15 protein-coding genes are annotated in these 18,773 nt (G+C 55.0%); 2 read left to right on the plus strand and 13 right to left on the minus strand.

The features are described from left to right. Positions 1-61 precede the first annotated feature (61 nt). The 11 genes from HOL66_00650 to iorA all read right to left on the minus strand — a co-directional run bounded on the left by HOL66_00650 (position 62) and on the right by iorA (position 15,128). Positions 62-1,381, minus strand: a complete 1,320-nt coding sequence (locus HOL66_00650; GenBank protein ID MBT5242733.1) for a phenylacetate--CoA ligase — start codon at positions 1,379-1,381, stop codon at positions 62-64. Continuing rightward, a complete protein-coding gene (locus tag HOL66_00655) occupies positions 1,374-2,828 on the minus strand; it encodes an indolepyruvate oxidoreductase subunit beta family protein (GenBank protein MBT5242734.1) in 1,455 nt (484 codons plus the stop codon). Before HOL66_00655 ends, HOL66_00650 begins: the two co-directional genes overlap by 8 nt. After that, positions 2,825-4,978, minus strand: a complete 2,154-nt coding sequence (locus HOL66_00660) for an indolepyruvate ferredoxin oxidoreductase subunit alpha (protein MBT5242735.1) — start codon at positions 4,976-4,978, stop codon at positions 2,825-2,827. The genes HOL66_00655 and HOL66_00660 overlap by 4 nt, the downstream gene beginning before the upstream one ends. Continuing rightward, positions 4,979-6,565: a 4Fe-4S dicluster domain-containing protein gene (locus tag HOL66_00665; protein ID MBT5242736.1), complete on the minus strand. Its 1,587-nt coding sequence runs from the start codon at positions 6,563-6,565 to the stop codon at positions 4,979-4,981. Next, complete coding sequence (locus HOL66_00670) at positions 6,562-9,303, minus strand: molybdopterin-dependent oxidoreductase (protein MBT5242737.1); 2,742 nt, start codon at positions 9,301-9,303, stop codon at positions 6,562-6,564. Before HOL66_00670 ends, HOL66_00665 begins: the two co-directional genes overlap by 4 nt. Before the next feature lie 4 nt (positions 9,304-9,307). Further along, positions 9,308-9,706 carry a LysR family transcriptional regulator gene (locus HOL66_00675; GenBank protein ID MBT5242738.1) on the minus strand — a complete coding sequence of 133 codons (399 nt, stop codon included), beginning with the start codon at positions 9,704-9,706 and terminating at the stop codon, positions 9,308-9,310. Positions 9,707-9,828: 122 nt separating this feature from the next. Next, a complete protein-coding gene (locus HOL66_00680) occupies positions 9,829-10,389 on the minus strand; it encodes a pyruvate ferredoxin oxidoreductase (GenBank protein ID MBT5242739.1) in 561 nt (186 codons plus the stop codon). Positions 10,390-10,392: 3 nt separating this feature from the next. After that, complete coding sequence (locus HOL66_00685; GenBank protein ID MBT5242740.1) at positions 10,393-11,235, minus strand: 2-oxoacid:ferredoxin oxidoreductase subunit beta; 843 nt, start codon at positions 11,233-11,235, stop codon at positions 10,393-10,395. Between the two features lie 2 nt (positions 11,236-11,237). Further along, a complete protein-coding gene (locus tag HOL66_00690; GenBank protein MBT5242741.1) occupies positions 11,238-12,377 on the minus strand; it encodes a 2-oxoacid:acceptor oxidoreductase subunit alpha in 1,140 nt (379 codons plus the stop codon). 3 nt (positions 12,378-12,380) lie between these two features. Further along, positions 12,381-13,283: a 4Fe-4S binding protein gene (locus HOL66_00695; GenBank protein ID MBT5242742.1), complete on the minus strand. Its 903-nt coding sequence runs from the start codon at positions 13,281-13,283 to the stop codon at positions 12,381-12,383. 21 nt (positions 13,284-13,304) lie between these two features. Further along, positions 13,305-15,128 (minus strand): indolepyruvate ferredoxin oxidoreductase subunit alpha, encoded by a 1,824-nt coding sequence (gene iorA, locus HOL66_00700; protein MBT5242743.1) that lies wholly within the window; start codon positions 15,126-15,128, stop codon positions 13,305-13,307. Between the two features lie 396 nt (positions 15,129-15,524). Here iorA and HOL66_00705 point away from each other — a divergent pair, with 396 nt between their 5' ends. Next, positions 15,525-16,250: a hypothetical protein gene (locus HOL66_00705; GenBank protein ID MBT5242744.1), complete on the plus strand. Its 726-nt coding sequence runs from the start codon at positions 15,525-15,527 to the stop codon at positions 16,248-16,250. On the opposite strand, the gene HOL66_00710 is transcribed toward HOL66_00705, so the two are convergent. Both HOL66_00710 and HOL66_00715 read right to left on the minus strand, forming a co-directional pair. Further along, on the minus strand, positions 16,247-17,242 hold the full coding sequence (locus HOL66_00710) for a DMT family transporter (GenBank protein ID MBT5242745.1): 996 nt from the start codon (positions 17,240-17,242) through the stop codon (positions 16,247-16,249). The two genes, HOL66_00705 and HOL66_00710, sit on opposite strands and share 4 nt — an antisense overlap. A 93-nt stretch (positions 17,243-17,335) precedes the next feature. Beyond that, on the minus strand, positions 17,336-18,094 hold the full coding sequence (locus HOL66_00715) for a PhnD/SsuA/transferrin family substrate-binding protein (protein MBT5242746.1): 759 nt from the start codon (positions 18,092-18,094) through the stop codon (positions 17,336-17,338). Between the two features lie 86 nt (positions 18,095-18,180). On the opposite strand from HOL66_00715, the gene HOL66_00720 reads away from it, so the two are divergent. Further along, positions 18,181-18,759 carry an HD domain-containing protein gene (locus HOL66_00720; GenBank protein ID MBT5242747.1) on the plus strand — a complete coding sequence of 193 codons (579 nt, stop codon included), beginning with the start codon at positions 18,181-18,183 and terminating at the stop codon, positions 18,757-18,759. The last annotated feature ends 14 nt before the right edge of the window (positions 18,760-18,773 follow it).

Consider the following 18,773-nt stretch of genomic DNA (forward strand, 5'->3'; position numbering starts at 1 on the left):
CCCGAGCAAACCGATCTGTCCCATCAGAGTGTTTCATATTAGCCCGGAAATGCTCTAAGACTTAATCTTTCGGCCGCATGTCGCGGACACGCACCGCCTTGCCTTCGGAACGTGGCACCTCGCCCGGGGCCAGGACGACCGCCCTGCATGTCACCCCGACCCGGGATTTGATGACATGCTCGACACTTTTTCCAATGTCATCGTAGCCGCTTGGTTCTATATGCGGGCTGGCCTCAATTTCAACGCTCAGGGTGTCCATATTGCCTTCGCGCTGAAGGACCAGTTGATAATGGGGTTCGATGCCCGGTTGGCCAATCAGGAAGGCCTCGACCTGAGACGGATAAACGTTGACGCCGCGAATAATCAGCATGTCATCATTGCGCCCGGTAATGCGCATAATGCGCGAATGGGTACGACCGCATTCGCACGGCGCACTTTCCAGCCGCGTCACATCGCGGGTGCGGTAGCGGAGCATCGGCTGTGCCCACTTGGTCAGGGTCGTAATAACCAGTTCACCAACCTCGCCCGTGGGCAGCACATCACCGGTTTCGGGGTCGATGGTTTCAAAGAGGAAACAATCTTCCCATCCATGCAGGCCGTTGCGCGCTTCGATACACTCAGCCGCCACACCCGGCCCCATGATTTCAGACAGGCCGTAAATATCGACGGCCTTGATGCCCAAGCGCTCGTCCAGTTCATGGCGCATGGCCTCGCTCCACGGTTCGGCGCCGAAGATGCCGACGGCGAGCGGTAATTTTTTGATATCAACGCCTGAACGCTCCGCCATTTCAGCAATATTGAGTGCGTAGGACGGGGTCGCGCACAACACCCGCGCGCCAAAGTCTTCAAGCAAGACAATCTGGCGTTCCGTAAAGCCGCCCGATACCGGCGTTACCGTACAGCCCAGCGCTTCGGCCCCGTAGTGAGCGCCAAGACCGCCCGTAAACAGCCCGTATCCATAGGCGTTATGAACCATGTCATCGGGCAAGGCGCCGGCGCAGGCCATGGACCGGGCCATCAGTTGCGACCAGATATCGACGTCGCCTTTGGTGTAGCCCACGACAGTCGGCTTGCCGGTGGTGCCTGAGGATGCGTGAACCCGCAGCACTTCCTCGCGGGGCACGGCGAACATGCCGAAGGGATAGTTGTCACGAAGATCGTCTTTGACGGTAAAGGGGAATTTTCCGAAATCGTCCAGGGACTGAAGATCATCAGGCGTGACCCCGGCGTCGGCGAAACTTTTTTTGTAATGATCGACATTTTCATAAGCGTGGCGAACAATCTTCTGCAGCTTTGTCAGCTGCAGGGCCGCCAATTCATCGCGCGTCATGGTCTCTATTTCGGGATTATGCATATGCGTCCGGTAGGTTGTTTCACTCATTTTCTTGTCCCCTTTTCCCCTGTTTCCCGCACTCTTTGTCCGGATCGTGACGGGCCTGATCCAGTATTCTGTCTACTTCTATTTTCAATGCCGCCGGATCGTTTGCAAGTTTGTCGCCCCAATTGGCAAACAGCTCATCCAACTTTTCCATACCCCTTGCCCGAACACCCCCGTAGCCACGTGCAAGGACTGCCAGTTCTGCCGTGGCAACGGACAATTCGGGTGCCACTTTCATGGTTTCCCGGACGACCGCCAACCAGCGTTCAATGGCCTTTTGTTCATACTGATAACGATAAGTCCTCGGCCGCCATAGGCGCAACCCGGCAAGCACCTTAAGCGCCCCAAAACCAAAAACTGTTGTCGTCGATAAACGCAGAGCCAGACCAGAGGTTGAGCGGGACGAATGCCCCTTCATCACCTTTTTGCCAACAGCAGATGGCAACAGGCTGGCGAATTCTTCACGCCCGGGCTTAAGAAACTCTGTCACCGTTAGCGGGGCCGCTTCATCAACACCGATTTCCGCGCGGATGCGGGACAATCTTCCGGGCCGGGTTTTAAGTTGGGCGACGCGGATGACATCTTCATACATCATCCAGGAACCAAGCCTGCGAGCCACCTCAACGGCAAGGCCACCCGTTGCTTCTGCGAACGGCTTCAAGCGGCTCAAAAACAGACGAACGTAAGTTTCATTCTGATAATCGAGAAGGTTGGCGCAGGCATGAGCGGTCATATCGCGCAGGGGCGCAGGCACTGTGTTGATCTCATTTTCAAATCCAGCCGGGGCCGCGCTAAATTGCAGTAAGGTGCTTGTTGCTTCTGTCGGCTTTGACGTGCGGGCACGCTTAAACCCTGCCGCAAAATCCTCAAGGCTTGCCTCTACAGCGACACCCTTGATGCGGATCGCCGTTTGATAATCCTGCTCGGCCATGGGCAGGATTCCCGATCCTGCAATGGCCCCAAACATGGCGGCGTTTCCGGGACCACCTGCCTTTGTACTGAGGCTGTCAAGATCAAGCCGGGCCACATCTTTGGCCGCACCCTCAAGGGCTTCGAGAAGAACATCGCTGGCAAGTGCGCCATCCCCGGCCACGGATTTTTCGACCATACTGTAGATACGACTGGTCGCGCTGAGCACCGTTGTGCGTTTCGTAATTAGGCCATTTTCAAGGGCGCGGGCTGCTTCCAGCGGTTCCATGGCGATCATCAGGTCAAGACCGTCCGCATCGGGAGACAAACAGAAGACCGGTTTATCCGGGCAGTCCGCTTGAGGATACATTTCAAAATAATAGGTGGTCGCACCAGTTCGCTGGGCGACGCCGGGAATAGATGTCATTTGGCCTGGGTAGCCAGCGTGACGGGCCGCTTCGGCCAGCCATTCCGCCAGCACCCCACCGCCCTGACCGCCGAGCGCCGCAATCTGCACACATAAGGGTTCTTTGGCGCTCATGACGCCCCCATCAATTTCAGCACTTTCATGTTCAATGCCGCCTTCCAGCGCTGCAAAGTACTGGCGTTGACGGTGCCCTTGGCCTTGTAGAACGACGGGCACAATTGTGCCGCGTGAGCATTTTCCCCACACAGATTACAGGCCGCGCAGTTATTGTCGACATGTGCCGTCGGCCCGTCTTTCAAAGGGTCCGTGGCGGGCTTGAGGGTCAATGACGGGCATCCGTTCATGCGCATACAGGAATGATCGCCCGTGCAAATTTCCGCGTCCACACCGTAACGGGCATTGCGTACAGACAATCCGGAACCAAGAGCCTTCGCCTGGAGCGCATTGCCGCGGCGTTTTTTGGCGAGCATACATTCATTGCCTGACATGATCACCCGAAGGCCCTTGCCGCGGGCATCCAGGGCTTCTTCCACGGCCGCTCGGGTGCCCTTGATATCATAGGAATCCACATGCCTGATCCACTGGACTCCGATGCCCCGCAGCACTTTCTCGATGCTGATCTGAACAGGTTCACCAATGGGCGTGGCCCCGGTTGACGGCAGATGTTGCTGACCGGTCGCCGATGCGTAGCCGTTGTCGAGAATAATCAGGACCGCGTCCATGCCCTGCCACTGGGCATTGATCGCCCCGGTGGCAAGCCCGTTATGCCAAAACGCCCCGTCACCCATAACCGCAATGGCTGGCTGATCCAGCGACCCTGCGATAGCGCCGCTGCTGGCCAGACTAAGGCCATAACCCAAAACCGTATTGCCCATATTAAAGGGCGGCAAGGTGGCGAAAGTGGAACAGCCGATATCCATGGAAATATGCAAAGGCCCGCGCTCAGCCATGATCAGTTTGAAGGCCGTAAAGATTGGCCGTTCCGGACAGCCCGTACAAAAGCTGGGCGGACGCGGTGGCAGGGGCTTTCCCGGTTTGTTTTCACGGGCAACGCTAACGCTTTTTTCAATAGCGCTGTTGAAATCCTTTGTTTTGTTGGCAATCGTTGTATCGCTAAGCGAACTTAAGTATGTGGCGATCCCGGCGCGAACCACCGGAGTCACATATTCGCCGGTCGTGGGAATGACGTTCTTGCCATAAACAACGCAGCGCATGTCCGCCTGTTGAATGATTGAGCGGATCTGCTCTTCGATGAACGCCGGGTGGCCTTCCTCGACAATCAACACACTGTCCTTGTCTTCCAGAAAGCCGATAATTTCTTCAGGCACCAACGGGTGAACGATGTTGAGAACCAGCAATGGAATATCAGAATTGCCGAACACATCGCCGTGGCCAAGCCGCGACAGGGCCCGCATGACGACCCCATACGTCCCGCCTTGCATAATAATGCCTTGACGACCGCCCTGACCCTTGAAGACTTCGTTAAGCCGGTTGCTCTGGATATAACGCCGGGCGGCAGGCAGGCGCTCTTCGACCTTGGCCTTTTCCTGGACGTAGGTGGCAGGTGGCAGGACGATGCGGGATGAATCAAAATTTGCCGACAGCGGTGCGTTCAGCCTTTTGCGCAATGCCGGGCGGTTCTCCTTACAGGTAAAACTGCCGGTCATATGACAGGCCCTAATGCGCAAGGATAAAAGAACAGGAAGATTGCAGGCTTCAGATAACTCGAAAGCGTGTTCGGTCATATTGACGATCGTTGGCATGTCATAGCGCGGGTCAATCAGCGGCATCGATGATTTAAGCGCCGTCGCGTGGGTGCGCTCCTGAATAACGCTGGCCCCCTCCCCGTAATCATCGCCGATGACAACCACCGCCCCACCCTTGACCCCGGCCGAGGCAAGGTTGGAAAGCGCGTCGGAGGCCACATTTGTGCCGACAATGGATTTCCATGTCACCGCGCCCCGTATGGGGTAATGAATTGATGCGCCAAGCATCGCCGCAGCCCCGGCTTCGGACGCAGACTGTTCAAAATGTATGCCGTAGGGTTCGAGCACACTGTCGCGGGCATCGGCGAGCACGTCCATCAGGTGCGAAACAGGTGCGCCCGGATAGCCGCCAACGTAAGAAACACCGGCTTGTAGCAACGCCTTGGTGACCGCTAAAATCGCCTCGCCGTGAAATTCATCGCCTTGCCCAAGCAGCAGTTTCTCTGCCTCACGGGCAAAGGAACGCTCCCTGGTAATGGCTTTCAAGGCGGAACTCATCTATGCGTTACCCCAACCAGGTTTACCACCCGCCCCGCCGCCGCCGGCACCTCGTTCGGGCGTGTGATTAATGGCGTAGCCCTGATTATAGGATGCTTTTGTCACCAACATATATTTCATCCACCAACCGGCGACCAACGCACAAATTCCGGCCAGCACACCGACAACAGGTGCGGCCCCGACAAAAATGTAACCACTGGCAATCAGGATGATCGGCAACAAATGACCAAGCAAGCTTATGGGTGTGCTCATTCTTTTAATGACCTGCAACGCTTCATCGGGTGCGGAGGTATTCAGGACTTTCCGGTAGGTGCGCCAACTGCGCAACCTGAGAACCAGAAGCACCGCCAATACCGTGGTCAATCCGGCGTAGACGGGCGGCGGCAGGAAACCGACGGCGACCAGTAACCCCGTACCTTCACACAAGCCACTGGTCATGATCAGCCTGACGATGGCGGGGGTGCGCCAGACAGGGATCCCCTTGCTTGCTTTAAGAAGGCGGGCCTGACAATACAGGAAGCCCATTGCGACCACGGCGGCGACGCCCAAAAGTATTTCTGTACCAAACCATCCGGCGACAAGCGCCAGCGGGAACAACAACCCAGCAACCATGGATTCACGGCTCATCCATGATGTTTGCGGATTGAAAAAGACATTCAGAGGGGCCCGCCATGGCCTGCCCGTTTCAAGCCAGACCAGGAACAATCCCGCGCCGACAAAGGCCAGGGCCAGCAGCACATACGAAAACGATAGAGGCGCATAAAACGACACAAACGCAATCGCCGCCAGCAAGCCGCTACCGGTACCGCCGCCGATAAAGTTTCCAGCCGCCCGCCAGTCCCAATGTTGCTGCAACCACGGTGCGGCCCCGCCGACGTTTCCGATACCGGTGGAAAACAACGACGGTGCTTCCGCCTCATCATCGGTCTCGTCATTATTCTTTCGTTTCCAGATATAATGAAAGCCGGGATTTGTCCCAAGCTCCTCGTGCATACGAAACGTTCTATGGGTATCCAGTAATTTCGAGACGTTACTGTCCGGATCTTTCAGGTCGCCGAAATGCAAAGCTCCGGCGATGCAGGAATTAACACAGGCCGGGCTGGCTTCATGATCGATGCCGGGTGTCAGGCCCTTTGCAAGTCCATCGTCAACCCGGTCCGAACAGAAGGTGCATTTCTGGGCCACCCCCAGACGCGCCGGATCTTCACGGCGGGCTTCGTTTTTCATTTGCCCGCCGCCGCCATAGGCGAAGGTTGGTCCGTTGACCTTGTAGCGGGCCTGATAGGGACAGGCGACGGCGCAATAGGCGCAGCCGATACAGAGATCGTAATCAATGGTGACGATGCCGTCGGCGCGCTGGCCCGTCGCCGTTGACGGGCAGACATGCATACACGGCGGGTCTTCACAGTGCATGCAGCCGACCGGAACAAAAACCCGCTTCACATCGGGATAGGCACCAACTTCAAGATCAAGAACCTTGCGCCACTGAACGGAAGGCGGTGTGGCGTTGGTATGTTTGCACGAAGCCGTGCATGTCTGGCAACCGACACAGCGCTCAAGATCGGCGACCATTCCCCAACGGGTCATGAGGCTTTCTCCACCACGCTGATGGAAGCGCGCACCAGATCAGCGCCCGAGCCTGTGGAATCGGTTAAATCCAGCAGCATCGGCGTCAGCTTGTTCATGCTCGGCACATCGAAGGTTTTGGCAAGCGGTGTCGCCCAGTGATCAAACTGTCCGATCATGACCAGGGTATCGGGGCGTACGCCCTGCCTAAGAATGGCCCGACCCCGTGTCGTGTTCAGGGGCGAGGCAATCTCGACAAGATCACCCTGAGCGATACCCAGTTCAGCGGCCCGACCGGTGTTCATGATGACCCCGCCATGACCGGCGATGTTGGAGGCGACTTCGCGGATCATCTGAATATCGGCATTGCCGCCCCAGGCGTATTGCATGGAGCGCGAGGTCACCAGCCAGAAGGGGAAATCGTTAATGTCGATATCAAAATTTTCTTCAAGAACCCGCTCCCAAAGGGCGGCGAGGTCCTGCCAGACAGGCAGGGGTTCGTACTCATCAAGCTGGGCGTCCCACCAACTGATGCCACTTTCATGAAGCCGGTTGGCCAGCTGCTTGCCGATCCTGTAGAGGCCTTCCTGGTAGGGCATTTCAAAGCGCAAGCCCTGATCTTCCAGTTCCGGGTACAGGTACCAGTTCAAACGCTCGTAAGGGATCGTCTTCAGTCCGTGTTCAAGATAATAGTCCAGACCGTCCTGATTTTCCCCGTCAGACATTTCAATACTGGCCGCCCGGCAGACCGCGTCCCAGATTTCCTCGACCGAGTGTTCCTGCCCCTCATCCAGCGAACAGTCGACCACATCGCTGATCAGCCGCACACCGGCAGCGCCGCGGTTGATAGCATTGTTATAGGCTTCCAGAAGCCCTGTGCGTTTGGCAAGTTCCGTGGCGATCCAAGTGAAATCCTTGGCCTCGCCTTGCGTCTCGACGACGGGTTGGCGCAAGGCGAAACCCTGATGATCCCAGTATTGTTCAAAGTACTTGGTGCCGCCGATTCGGATCAGCTGAAGGCTTTCAAGGTCGGTGCATTCAGGCAACAGGATGTCGGCCATGTGGTTTGTTTCATCCGGTGTGTAGGCAAAACACACCGTAAAAGGGAACCGGGATACCGTGTCGGCAATGGAGTCCGTATCCCAGAACGAGATCACCGGATTGGTCCGGTAAACAAACCAGACATCAGGCAACGTCGGTTCAGGCCAATTTTCCGGTGTTTGGTTTTGCAACATCCAGGCGATATGGGTTGGCCCCAGCGCCTGGCTCCACGGCGAGTTGGCGACCAGCGGAATAAGGGTCCGGTTGGCATTGCGCACATCGGGTCTTGATGTCCAGTTTTCCTTGTCCGTCGGGTTCATGGGGTATTCCATAAACCCGTCGCGGGATGGTTTGACACTGGCCTGGCGCGAAGTGGCAGGTCGGTTCAGGCGCACCGTTGTGCCCAGCGTTCCCCCGGGAACTTCAAGAGCGCCGACCAGACAGGCCAATAAGGTGCGGGCCCAGCAACAGTCAAACCCGCCCCAGCCGTTGTTGACGGTTTTGCCGAGCGTAATGGCGACTGGCCTGAACGGCAGTGTGCGTCCTTCAATTTCTATGGTCTCGCCGATGTGGGCGTGTTCAAGATATTCCAGGGCAATACGGCGGATGGTTTTAACCGGCACGTCACAAATGTGAGAAGCCCATAACGGACTGTAGGGTTCGGTATGCTCAACCAGTTTTTCCCAAGCCGTCTGACAGCGTTCGTTTTCGTGGACCCATTCCTTGCCATCAGCACCTTCTTCAACGCCGTGTTCAACCAGAAACGCTGCCTCCAGCACCGGGTCCGCACCCGGCGTATCAAAGGGCACCGGCTTGTTTGTATTGGCGTCCCAGATTAACGGTTTGCGGGTTTCGGGATCGCGCATGTAATAGCCAAACTTGCCAAGCAGATAGGGCGAGGAGGTTCGGTGCTTGATGAAATCAAGATCAAGCTCTTCCCATTTACGCTCATGAAGAAGGACATGGATCATGGCCATCAGGAATGCCGGATCGCTTTTCGGGCGGATCGGCACCCATTCGGCTGAACAGGCCCCAGTGATCGAAAGGTGTGGTTCCAGTTGTACCCGCTTCATGCCCCGGGCACGCCCATCGGCATGACGTTTGACCCCGCAGACGCCGCCAGATGCTTCAACGTTGCTGCCAAAGGAAAGCAGGTATTCGCAAAGCGGTGTATCAGGGGCAACCGTGAAGGCGCGATGCCAGAATTCGCCGTACAGATGTTCGGAATGGTAACACTTTACCCCTTGTCCACTGCCGAAGCCTGCATCAATGGGCCCCCAGGCGCCAAGAAAAGCCGGGAAGGTTCCCATGTAGGATGTCGGTGTACCGCCACCGCCGAAACTGGCGGCAACACGGGGGTATCCGGATTCATCTTTTAGTCCCTTAGCCCGACATTCGTTCAGATTTTCAGCGACAAGATCAAGCGCCTCGTTCCATGAAACCGGGACAAACCCCGGATCTTCATCCGGACCTTTTTTCGGGTTTGTCCGCTTCATCGGGGTTTTGATGCGATGAGGGTTATAGGTTTTTTGTATAAGCCCGTATGCCTTAACGCAGACTTTACCGGCAGCCGGATGCACGGTGGCTGAGTCAAAGTTTGGTTGAACCTCAGTCGCCACTCCGTCTTCAACCCCGACGCTCAGCAGGTCGGGGCCGGAAACGCACTGGTAACAGTAGGTCGGAACGTCGCGACGCGTCTGCGGATCTTTCTTGCTCATTGAACTATATCTTTTCGGCTTTTGCCTTAAGCCGTTGTTCCAGTTTTGACATCTCTACAACAAAACGCACATGGGTACACTTGGCGACCTGTTCAATATCATCTTCGGCGGTGACCTCGAAAGTGATCAGGCGGCCTTCAACGGATTTGATGGTTGTTGAAATATTCACCGTCATGTTCAGAAGGGTTGCCCCCATATGATCGATCTCGACCCGGGTTCCAACGGAGTCTTCGCCCGCGTCCAGATGTTCGAGCAACAGATCACGGCAACAGATTTCGATATCCTGAACGAGCTTGGGCGTCGCATAGACGCGCAGCGCATCGCCCATGAAATCAATGGTGCGCTCTTTATCGATGCTAATCTGACGGCGGCTCTGCACGCCTGCCTTGAGTGAATCTTTCATTTGGTATTCTCCGGTGACGTCCTGAATAATTGTTAGCCTATTGAACAATCTATTTCAGGTAATCATGTACGACAATACTTATTTGAGCGTCCGGTAGGTGTTTTTCGATAGATTTAGTGCCGTTAGCTTGCGACGGCGGATTCGGGAACGTCTTTGCCTTCAGCCATACCGTATCCTTCGGCGAGAGCCTCCAGATTAAGGGTCAGGAATTTGCTGGGGACCATGGCCCGGACAGCTTCTTCCAAAAAGGCGTAGGAGCAAATATCGCCAAGGCTGATCAATGCCCCCAATGAAATGATATTGGCAACACGCTCGTTGCCCAGTTTCAGGGCGGTTTCGCTTAAGGGCAGATGATAGACGCTATAGGCCCCGGAGGGTGGTTCGGGGACGTGGCGTGTGTCGGCGATGACGATGCTTTGCTCTTTAAGCAACGGCAATGAAATATCGAGCGCGTCCTGATCCAGCACAATCAGATAATCCAGTGATGTGACCAGCGGATAGACGGCGACCCCTTCGCTGACGACAAGATCTGAACGGCTGAGGCCACCACGCGAGGTCGGCTCATAACTTTGTGATTGGGCAATGCGCTTATCAGCCAGATTTAGCGCGTAGGCAAGAATCTTGGCCGAAAGCTGCAACCCCTGCCCACCTGAACCGCTGAAACGAATTTCATAATCCTGCATGGCCTACTTCCCCGAACCGGCTTGAACGGATTTTACGTGGGCACGATACAGAGCCCCGTATTCAGGCCGCTCGGTTTCGGCAAATACGCCGGTTTTCATGTGATTGGGGCGGAACGGTTCGTCGACGGCATTGCCGTAAAACTCAGGGCGCATACTGCCCTTTTGGCTGAGAATCATTTCAGGAGAATCGCCAAGATCATTCTTACGGCCGAAAATCTCGGTACAGTCGGAAATCACCTCGACAAAAGAAAAGCCGTCATGGGCAAGGCCCTGTCGCAGAAGATTTTTCAATGACGGGGTCTGCAAGGTCACTTCGCGACCGACAAACCCGGCCCCCGCCGCCACCGCCAGATCACAGGCGTTGAAGACGGGCTCGATACTTCCTGTCGGTGAGGTGGTCGTGTAGCGCGTCTGGCTGGTGGTCGGCGACGCCTGACCGCCGGTCATGCCGTAGACTTCATTATTCAGCATCATGCAGGTCATGTTCAGATTACGCCTACAAGCGTGGATCAGGTGATTGCCGCCAATGGCCAGACAGTCGCCATCACCGGTAATGACCACCACTTTCAGGTCGGGTCTGCTTAAGGCCAGGCCGGTGGCGAAAGCCAGCGGGCGACCGTGGGTGACATGGAATGTATTAGCGTCCACATAAGCACCGATGCGTCCCGAACAACCGATCCCCGAAACAATGGCCAGTTTATCATTGCTAATTTTCAGCTCATGGACGGCCCACAGCAAAGCCCGCAGGGCTATGCCATGGCCGCAGCCGGGACACAGGAAGTGCGGGAACATATCTTCACGCAGGTAGTCACGGATGTTGAAGGATTCCGGACCTTGTTCACTCATGCTCAGATTACCTCCTCAATTTTTTCGAGGATGGCCACAGGATCAATAACCTCGCCATCGATCCGGTTGATGCCGACGGCAGTCTGTTTGGGGCCCATCAGGCGTTCGATTTCCAGGATCAACTGACCGGCATTCATTTCAGGGACGATGATGTGCGTGGCCTTTTTCGATGCCGCCCTAAACGCCGCTTCTGGAAACGGCCAAAGGGTGATGGGACGGAACAGGCCAACTTTAAGACCTTTTTCGCGCGCCTGTTGCTGAGCCCGAGCGGCGGCGCGGGCACTGATGCCAACCGTCACAAGGATAACTTTGGCGTCCTTGCAGTCGATTTCTTCAAAGGAGGCAATATCCGCCGCGTGATGTTCCAGCTTGCCAAGACGGCGGGTGACCATGGCCTCAACCTGCTCTGGGTCTTGTGTCGGAAAGCCGCTTTCTGACGTGGTCAGCCCGGTGGTATGGGCCCGGTATCCATCACCGGGATGAGCCATCGCAGGCACCATGTCCTTGGTTTTTTGATAAGGCAGGAATTCGGCGCTGGGGCCGCTCGCCCATTTCCGTTCAGCCTGCTCAATGGATTCAGGACTCGGCAATTCCACGGTTTCGACCAGGTGGCCGATGACCTCATCAAAAATCACCACAACCGGTACCCGCAGGGTTTCGGTCAGCCAGAAGGCGCGGATCATTTCCTGATAGATTTCCTTGACCGAACACGGTGCCAGCACGATCACTCCATGGTCACCGTGGGTGCCCCACCTGGCCTGCATGATATCGCCTTGTGCGGGACGGGTCGGGAGGCCAGTGCTGGGACCACCGCGCATGACATTGACCACGACGCAGGGAATTTCAGCACCCGCGGCATAACCAATATTTTCCTGCTTTAGGGAAAAGCCCGGCCCGCTGGTTGCCGTCATCGCTTTTGAGCCACCCATGGAAGCCCCAAGAATTGCCCCCATGGAGGCAATCTCGTCTTCCATCTGAATGAAAATGCCATCGACCTTTGGCAATTCAAGCGACATTTTTTCGGCAATTTCCGATGACGGCGTGATCGGATAACCGGCAAAAAAGCGGCAGCCGGCGGCGATCGCGCCCATGGCGCAGGCATGGTTGCCTTGTAAATTCTGAAGGTGGCCGGTTGCTCTCATGGTTTAAGCGCTCATTTTCTGTGCTGATGGTCTGATCACGTCGATGGCAAAATCCGGGCACAGCCATTCGCAGACCCGACACCCCGTACAGCGTTCCGGGTGGGTCAACTCGACAAGTTGTTCCGCGTCCAGTGCAAGACAGCGTTCCGGGCACATCTTGACGCAAATATCGCAACCCTTGCACCACTCCCGGGTTAGGCGAAGTTCAAAATCATCAGTGGTCTGAATTTCCGGAACAATGGATTTGATCTGCGGGGCAAGCGGTTCGGAAACGGTTTCGTTTTTCGCCCGTTCGGCCCAGGCCCGCCCATCAAGAAAGGCCTGACGATTGATTTCGATGGTTTTTGGTGGCACGAAATCCGAAATCACCTGTAACCATTCATCGGTTTCAAAATCCAGCGCCGTTGACAGGGTTCCAAGCAGCACCGTGTTTGATGCCCGCAGATTGCCAAGTTCAGAAGCCATCGTCGTCGCGTCTAATGCCAACCCGTTGGCGACCTCGGCGACGATTTGCTCAGGCGTTTCCTTTGAATAAATCTTGTCCGCTCCACGCTTGCGATTAAGGCAGGCAAAGGGCGGCACGATATGCTGGGTGTCGGTGATATAGGTGCCGTTTGTCGGCTCAAGATAATTTAGCCAGCGCAGGCCTTCTGCCCATTCAAGAGACAACAGGACATCGGCTTCACCGGCCGGGATCGTCGGTGACCAGACCTGCTCGCCAAAACGGACGTGACTGAAGACTGAGCCGCCGCGTTTGGCCATTCCATGAACTTCGCTTTGTTTGACCTGATAGCCATTCATCTGGCACAGCGTCGCCAACACCTTGGAGACCATGATGACGCCCTGGCCGCCGACACCGACGATCAATACGTTCATCGTTTTTACTTCGGATGCCTGATTTCTCATGGGGTTCTCTGCTTTACAGACTTAATGAACTTCGGCTTCAAGCGGACGGATGCTGTCAGCGGGACAAACCTGTGCACAAAGCGAGCAACCAATACAGGCGTCCTGATCGATTTTGACCTTGTGATGACCATCGTACCATTCATCAGACCAGGACAGGGCCGGGCAGCCGAGGTTCATACAGGACTGACAGGCGACACAGTTTTCCGAAACGACCGTCAGGGACGGCCCCTTGACCTTGATCGGGTCAAGTACACAGGGACGATCAGAAATAACAACGGAAACGCCCTTGAATTCGGCCGCCTCGCGGAATGTCTGGTACATGGCAGCGACGTCATAGCTGTCGATTTTTTTAATCCACGTCACACCAATGGCGCTGATCAGTTTCTCAAAATCAATGCGATGGGTTTCTTCTCCCCGCAGGGTCTTCCCCGTCGCCGCGTGGTTCTGGCCGCCGGTCATGGCGGTGATGTGGTTGTCGAGCAGGATCACCGTAATATCGACTTCGTTATAAACCGCATCAATCAGTGCCGGGATCCCCGAATGCAGGAAGGTCGAATCACCGATGGTCGCAATGATCGGCTTGGTTTCCAGACCAGCCTTGGCGACACCGATGGCATTGCCGATACTGGAGCCCATGGAAACACAAGTATCGATGGATTTCAAAGGCTCGACAGCGGCCAGGGTGTAGCAACCGATATCCCCCATGACACGACCGTTCATGGCCCGGATCGCCATGTAACCCGAGGTATGGGGACAGCCGGCACAAAGCACCGGTGGCCTGGGTGTGATCCGCTGATCATGGGCCGGGGCCAGATCGCGTTTTTCCAGAACACCAGCCGCCTCCAAACCCTGACGAACAATTTCAGGAGAAAATTCACCGACACGGGAGAAATATTTTTTCCCTTCAACGGCAAAGCCCATAACCTTGACTTCGTCTTCAACGACGGGCTCAAGTTCTTCGACAATCAAAACCCGGTCAACGGACTTGCAGAAATCGGCAATCAGTTTTTCAGGTAAGGGATAGGAGGCGCCCAACTTTAGAATGCTTGCGTCGCTTATGGATTCCTTAACGTAGGCATAGGACGTGGCCATGGTGATGATGCCAATATCCTTGCGGCCTTTCTCCCATTTATTGATGCCCGAAGTGGCGAAATGTTCCTTCAGTTTTTCCTCGCGCTCGATCAATAGCGGATGACGAGTACGCGCATTGTTGGGCATCATGACGTTCTTGGAAGGATTATCGACAAAACCCTTTGATGGTTTTTCCTGGCGCTTACCCACTTTGACCGTACTGCGGGTATGGGACAGGCGGGTTGTTGAACGGACAATAACCGGGGTATCAAAGTCTTCGCTCAGATCAAAAGCCAATTTTGTATAATCGAGCGCTTCCTGGGCGTCGGAAGGTTCCAGACATGGAACCATGGCGAACTTTGCAAAGATCCGTGAATCCTGTTCATTCTGTGAAGAATGAATACCCGGATCATCACAAACGATAAGAACCAATCCACCGTTGACGCCAATGTAAGTAACCGACATCAGGGCGTCCGAAGCCACATTCAGGCCCACATGCTTCATGGACGTCATCGCCCGCACTCCTGCGAAAGACGCACCAATAGCGACATCGCAGGCGACTTTTTCATTGGTAGCCCATTGCGCCTCAACATCCTCGCTGGGGTACTTGGACAAATTTTCCATAATTTCGGTGCTTGGCGTTCCTGGGTACGAAGAGCCCACTCTGACACCGGCTTCCCACGCGCCACGCGCAAGCGCCTCGTTACCCGTCATCGGGCGCTGGCTATCTTTCTTACTGCTTTTTTTCGTCGTCTGCTTCACAAGATCATCCATTGCGCCCCGCCACTGGCAAAACCAAATTACCAAAATCGTTATTGGAGATATCTAAAGAAATTCAACGGCAACCCCCAGCATTGCCGACAGATTTATTGTTGTAACCGAGCCTACTAAACCGAGGCTTGATTTGGATCAATCTAAAATTAATAGTGGGCTCAGTTTAACTGAGTGAGCGGGGCGTTGTCAGGCAAAATCAGACAGCGCTTTTAAAATCACCCTGTGTTAGCAAAATCCTCGAACAGCGGCATATAAGAAAAGAACTCGTAGTAGGGTTGGTTAAAGAAAACCAGATGATCGTTCAAATCAATCCTCTTGCCACATCCTATGAGCGCGCCCTAGGTTATAATCACGTCGTTACAACAGGAGTTTTGGACTATGCCGCAGCCTCAATTAGTGGAAGACCCATTTGGCGAACAACGTATCGACATGGCGGCGGCATTCCGCTGGACAGCGCGCCTGAACATGCACGAGGGTATCGCCAATCATTTCAGCCTTGCCGTGTCCGATGATGGCTCGAAATTTCTGCTCAACCCATACGGTCGGCACTTCTCGAAGATGCGGTCTTCTGATTTATTGCTAATCGACGCCAATGACCCGGCGATGGGTGAACGCGACGACATCGACCCCACGGCCTGGTGCATTCACGGGGCCATGCACAGGAACAACCCGGGTGCCCGCTGTATCATGCATGTGCATTCAAAATACGTCACCGCACTGGCCAGCCTCAAAGACAGCTCGATGCCGCCCATCGACCAGAACACCATGCGTTTTTATAACCGCATCGCCGTTGATGAAGGGTTTGACGGCATGGGCATGGACGATGAAGCCGAACGCCTGAGCACCGTCATGGGCAACAAGCGGCTGGCGATCATGGGTAACCACGGCGTTATGGTTGTCGGCAATTCCGTCGCCGAAGTTTTCGACGAGATGTATTACTTTGAACGGGCCTGTGAAACCCTGATTACGGCCTTGTCCACGGGCCGCGAGTTGCGTATCGCTTCACCCGAAGTAGCCGAAAAAACGGCCCAGCAATTCGAGAACTATCCCGGGTTCGCCGAACGTCACCTGGCCGCCCTGAAAGATATCCTCGACAGTGAAGAGCCCGATTACCGGGACTAGACCTTTCGCGGCCTGACCAAAGCCAATGCAGCGAGCATGATCGCCAACGAGACCCATATCCAGTACGAGTGCTTCTCGTCAAAAATCAAGACGCCCCAGAAAACGCCCGAAAACGTCACCACATAGGCAGTCTGACTGGCGAAAACCGGTCCGGCGTGAGTGATTAAAAATATAAACATGCTGTAAGCGGTGACGCTTAGGATCGCCATCCCGACAATAGCCCATTCCACCGTTCCCCATGGCCAAGTCAGGGGAACGAAAGTGCCCGTTGCAATCACAAACGGCGTTGTGATGACGGTTGCGGCAATAAACAGGCCACCGGCCACCGTCGTCGAGCTGACATTGCTGGGCATGTGCAAGGCGACAACCATATTTTCGCCCGCATAACAAACTGAAGCGATCAAAGCCGCCAACACCCACGGCACGGCAGTCCGGTCAGGTAAACTTGCATCAGGCCCGACCAGCAACAGAATTGAAAGGCAGCCAAAGATAACGCCCAGAATTCGACCAAGCTGGAACTTTTCGATGCCGAAGAAGGCCGCGGCAACAAAGGTCAGCAACGGCACGGTGGCCACGGTGATTGACAGAATCCCCGGCGAGACCCTTGAGGCGGCATAAAAAAACAAAATCCCCGGAATCACTGAACCCAACATGCCACAGGCCATATAAAACAGGATATTTTCCCGTTTCATGGGCAACCTTCGGCGGGTCACCACCATCACCGTGATCAGGGCAATAGCACCAATCGTTGACTGCCAGTAATTAATTCCCAGCGGATGGCCACCGCCATCAGCGGCAATTTTGGCAAGCGAAAATGTCGCCCCCCATATCACCCCCATAACCAGCAACAGCATCCACGCCTGGGCGCGGCCAAGGGTGCTTTTACTTAAATCAGGTTCAATAATTTCTTCTGGCGAAAGAAAGGCGGCGCTGACCGCCTGTTCCGCAATTTCAGGGCCGTAGGTCCGTGATGTATCTGGCTTATCTTCCACGGCCCACCGTCCTGAAACATATACTTTAGAAAATTCAGATTTGACCAATATGCCCTATTATCCATTCGGTCAAGGACTCCTGAAGGTATGAATTTACGTCATAGCCCGCACGTATTGGGACAACGGCACGAAGACAAAACCGGCAAGCCTGAGAGACCGCCTAGCAGCTGCCAGTGTGCTGTCTTCAAACGCATTCTTTACAGCCCTGGTCATGGCCTTGACGTCCGCTTCAGCCAGATCGGCCCTGGTGATATAGGGCAGGCCCGGAGCAGGCGGGCTTTGCTCGAAAACCTGCGTGCCCACCAGTCGTTCGGGTTCAACATCACTGATCAATGCATGGGTAACGCAATCAATGGCGGCTATATCGGCCCGGCCTTCCCGGACAAGGTCGATGCTTTTTGCGTGACTGCCGCTGACAACAAGTTCGCTTGAGCCATCGACAAAATCACGCAATACCCGCCAACCCGAAAAAGAGTCCATGCCGTTTAGCGCGATCCGGGCGGGCAATGCGGCGGAAAGATTTTCATAGATCGCGCCGGTTCGGGCAATGAACAGGCTTCGATAGTACGCCCCTTCGCAGCCGGGTGCTTCGTAACATGGTGTGCCCAGCAATTGCACCTGACCCTCCAGTTTGTGGATTAATGGAAAGCCGCAGGTCTGGGCAAAAAACAGGTTTGGGGCCTGCCAAATATCATAAGGATCGGCATCCGATCTATTCAGATCGACCGGTATATTGGAAAAACCCTGTGCCTGGAAATGCCCCTTTAGACCAACCCACCATGCTTCCTGGGCGGGGTGAAGGGCCGGAAAATCGTACATACCCAGATAGGCCTGTTGGTCATTCATGGGCATGGTGCATTTTCCTCTGGTCACGGCGACTATTTGAGCACATTATTTTTCCTAACAACAGAAATGTCCATCATCAGGGGAGCAAGATCATGCCGGAATACGTAAACTGGACACGCATGGAAGACGGCGTACAGGAAGACTGGAATCTTCTTTTTGAGCTTGAAGAGCAAGCCAACGCCGATCTTGTTGAACGGGTTCTAACTCACCTGAAGCTGCTAGATGTTAATTGGGGTGGCTATCGCATCAATCGCTATCAACATTCCCTGCAATCGGCGACCATGGCCGAGCGTGATGGCTGCGATGAGGAAATGGTTGTGGCCGCCCTGCTGCACGACATGGGCGACATTATCTCACCTTATAATCATAGCGAATTTGCCGCCGCAATCCTGCGTCCTTATGTGTCGGAAAAAACCTACTGGATCATCAAGCATCACGGTCTTTTCCAAAGCTACTATTATAATGAATATCTTGGCGGTGACCCTGGCGCCCGTGATCGCTTCAAAGACCATCCCCATTATCAGGCGTGTGTAGATTTTTGCCATAAGTATGATCAAAACGCCTTCGACCCCGATTATGACACCTTGCCGCTGGAGCATTTTATACCGGCGGTCAAAAGGGTGTTCTCCAGACAAACCGAAAGCCATCTGGAACTGGCTCCGGCCGAATAATAAAAGGTGGGAGG

This window comes from Rhodospirillaceae bacterium (assembly GCA_018662005.1).
Taxonomy (GTDB): Bacteria; Pseudomonadota; Alphaproteobacteria; order Rhodospirillales; family JABHCV01; genus JACNJU01.

Coding starts and splice junctions, on each gene's coding strand:
- HOL66_00650 (MBT5242733.1), bottom strand. CDS start 1,381: ATGAGTGAAACAACCTACCGGACGCATATGCATAATCCCGAAATAGAG.
- HOL66_00655 (MBT5242734.1), bottom strand. CDS start 2,828: ATGAGCGCCAAAGAACCCTTATGTGTGCAGATTGCGGCGCTCGGCGGT.
- HOL66_00660 (MBT5242735.1), bottom strand. CDS start 4,978: ATGAGTTCCGCCTTGAAAGCCATTACCAGGGAGCGTTCCTTTGCCCGT.
- HOL66_00665 (MBT5242736.1), bottom strand. CDS start 6,565: ATGACCCGTTGGGGAATGGTCGCCGATCTTGAGCGCTGTGTCGGTTGC.
- HOL66_00670 (MBT5242737.1), bottom strand. CDS start 9,303: ATGAGCAAGAAAGATCCGCAGACGCGTCGCGACGTTCCGACCTACTGT.
- HOL66_00675 (MBT5242738.1), bottom strand. CDS start 9,706: ATGAAAGATTCACTCAAGGCAGGCGTGCAGAGCCGCCGTCAGATTAGC.
- HOL66_00680 (MBT5242739.1), bottom strand. CDS start 10,389: ATGCAGGATTATGAAATTCGTTTCAGCGGTTCAGGTGGGCAGGGGTTG.
- HOL66_00685 (MBT5242740.1), bottom strand. CDS start 11,235: ATGAGTGAACAAGGTCCGGAATCCTTCAACATCCGTGACTACCTGCGT.
- HOL66_00690 (MBT5242741.1), bottom strand. CDS start 12,377: ATGAGAGCAACCGGCCACCTTCAGAATTTACAAGGCAACCATGCCTGC.
- HOL66_00695 (MBT5242742.1), bottom strand. CDS start 13,283: ATGAGAAATCAGGCATCCGAAGTAAAAACGATGAACGTATTGATCGTC.
- iorA (MBT5242743.1), bottom strand. CDS start 15,128: ATGGATGATCTTGTGAAGCAGACGACGAAAAAAAGCAGTAAGAAAGAT.
- HOL66_00715 (MBT5242746.1), bottom strand. CDS start 18,094: ATGCCCATGAATGACCAACAGGCCTATCTGGGTATGTACGATTTTCCG.
- HOL66_00720 (MBT5242747.1), top strand. CDS start 18,181: ATGCCGGAATACGTAAACTGGACACGCATGGAAGACGGCGTACAGGAA.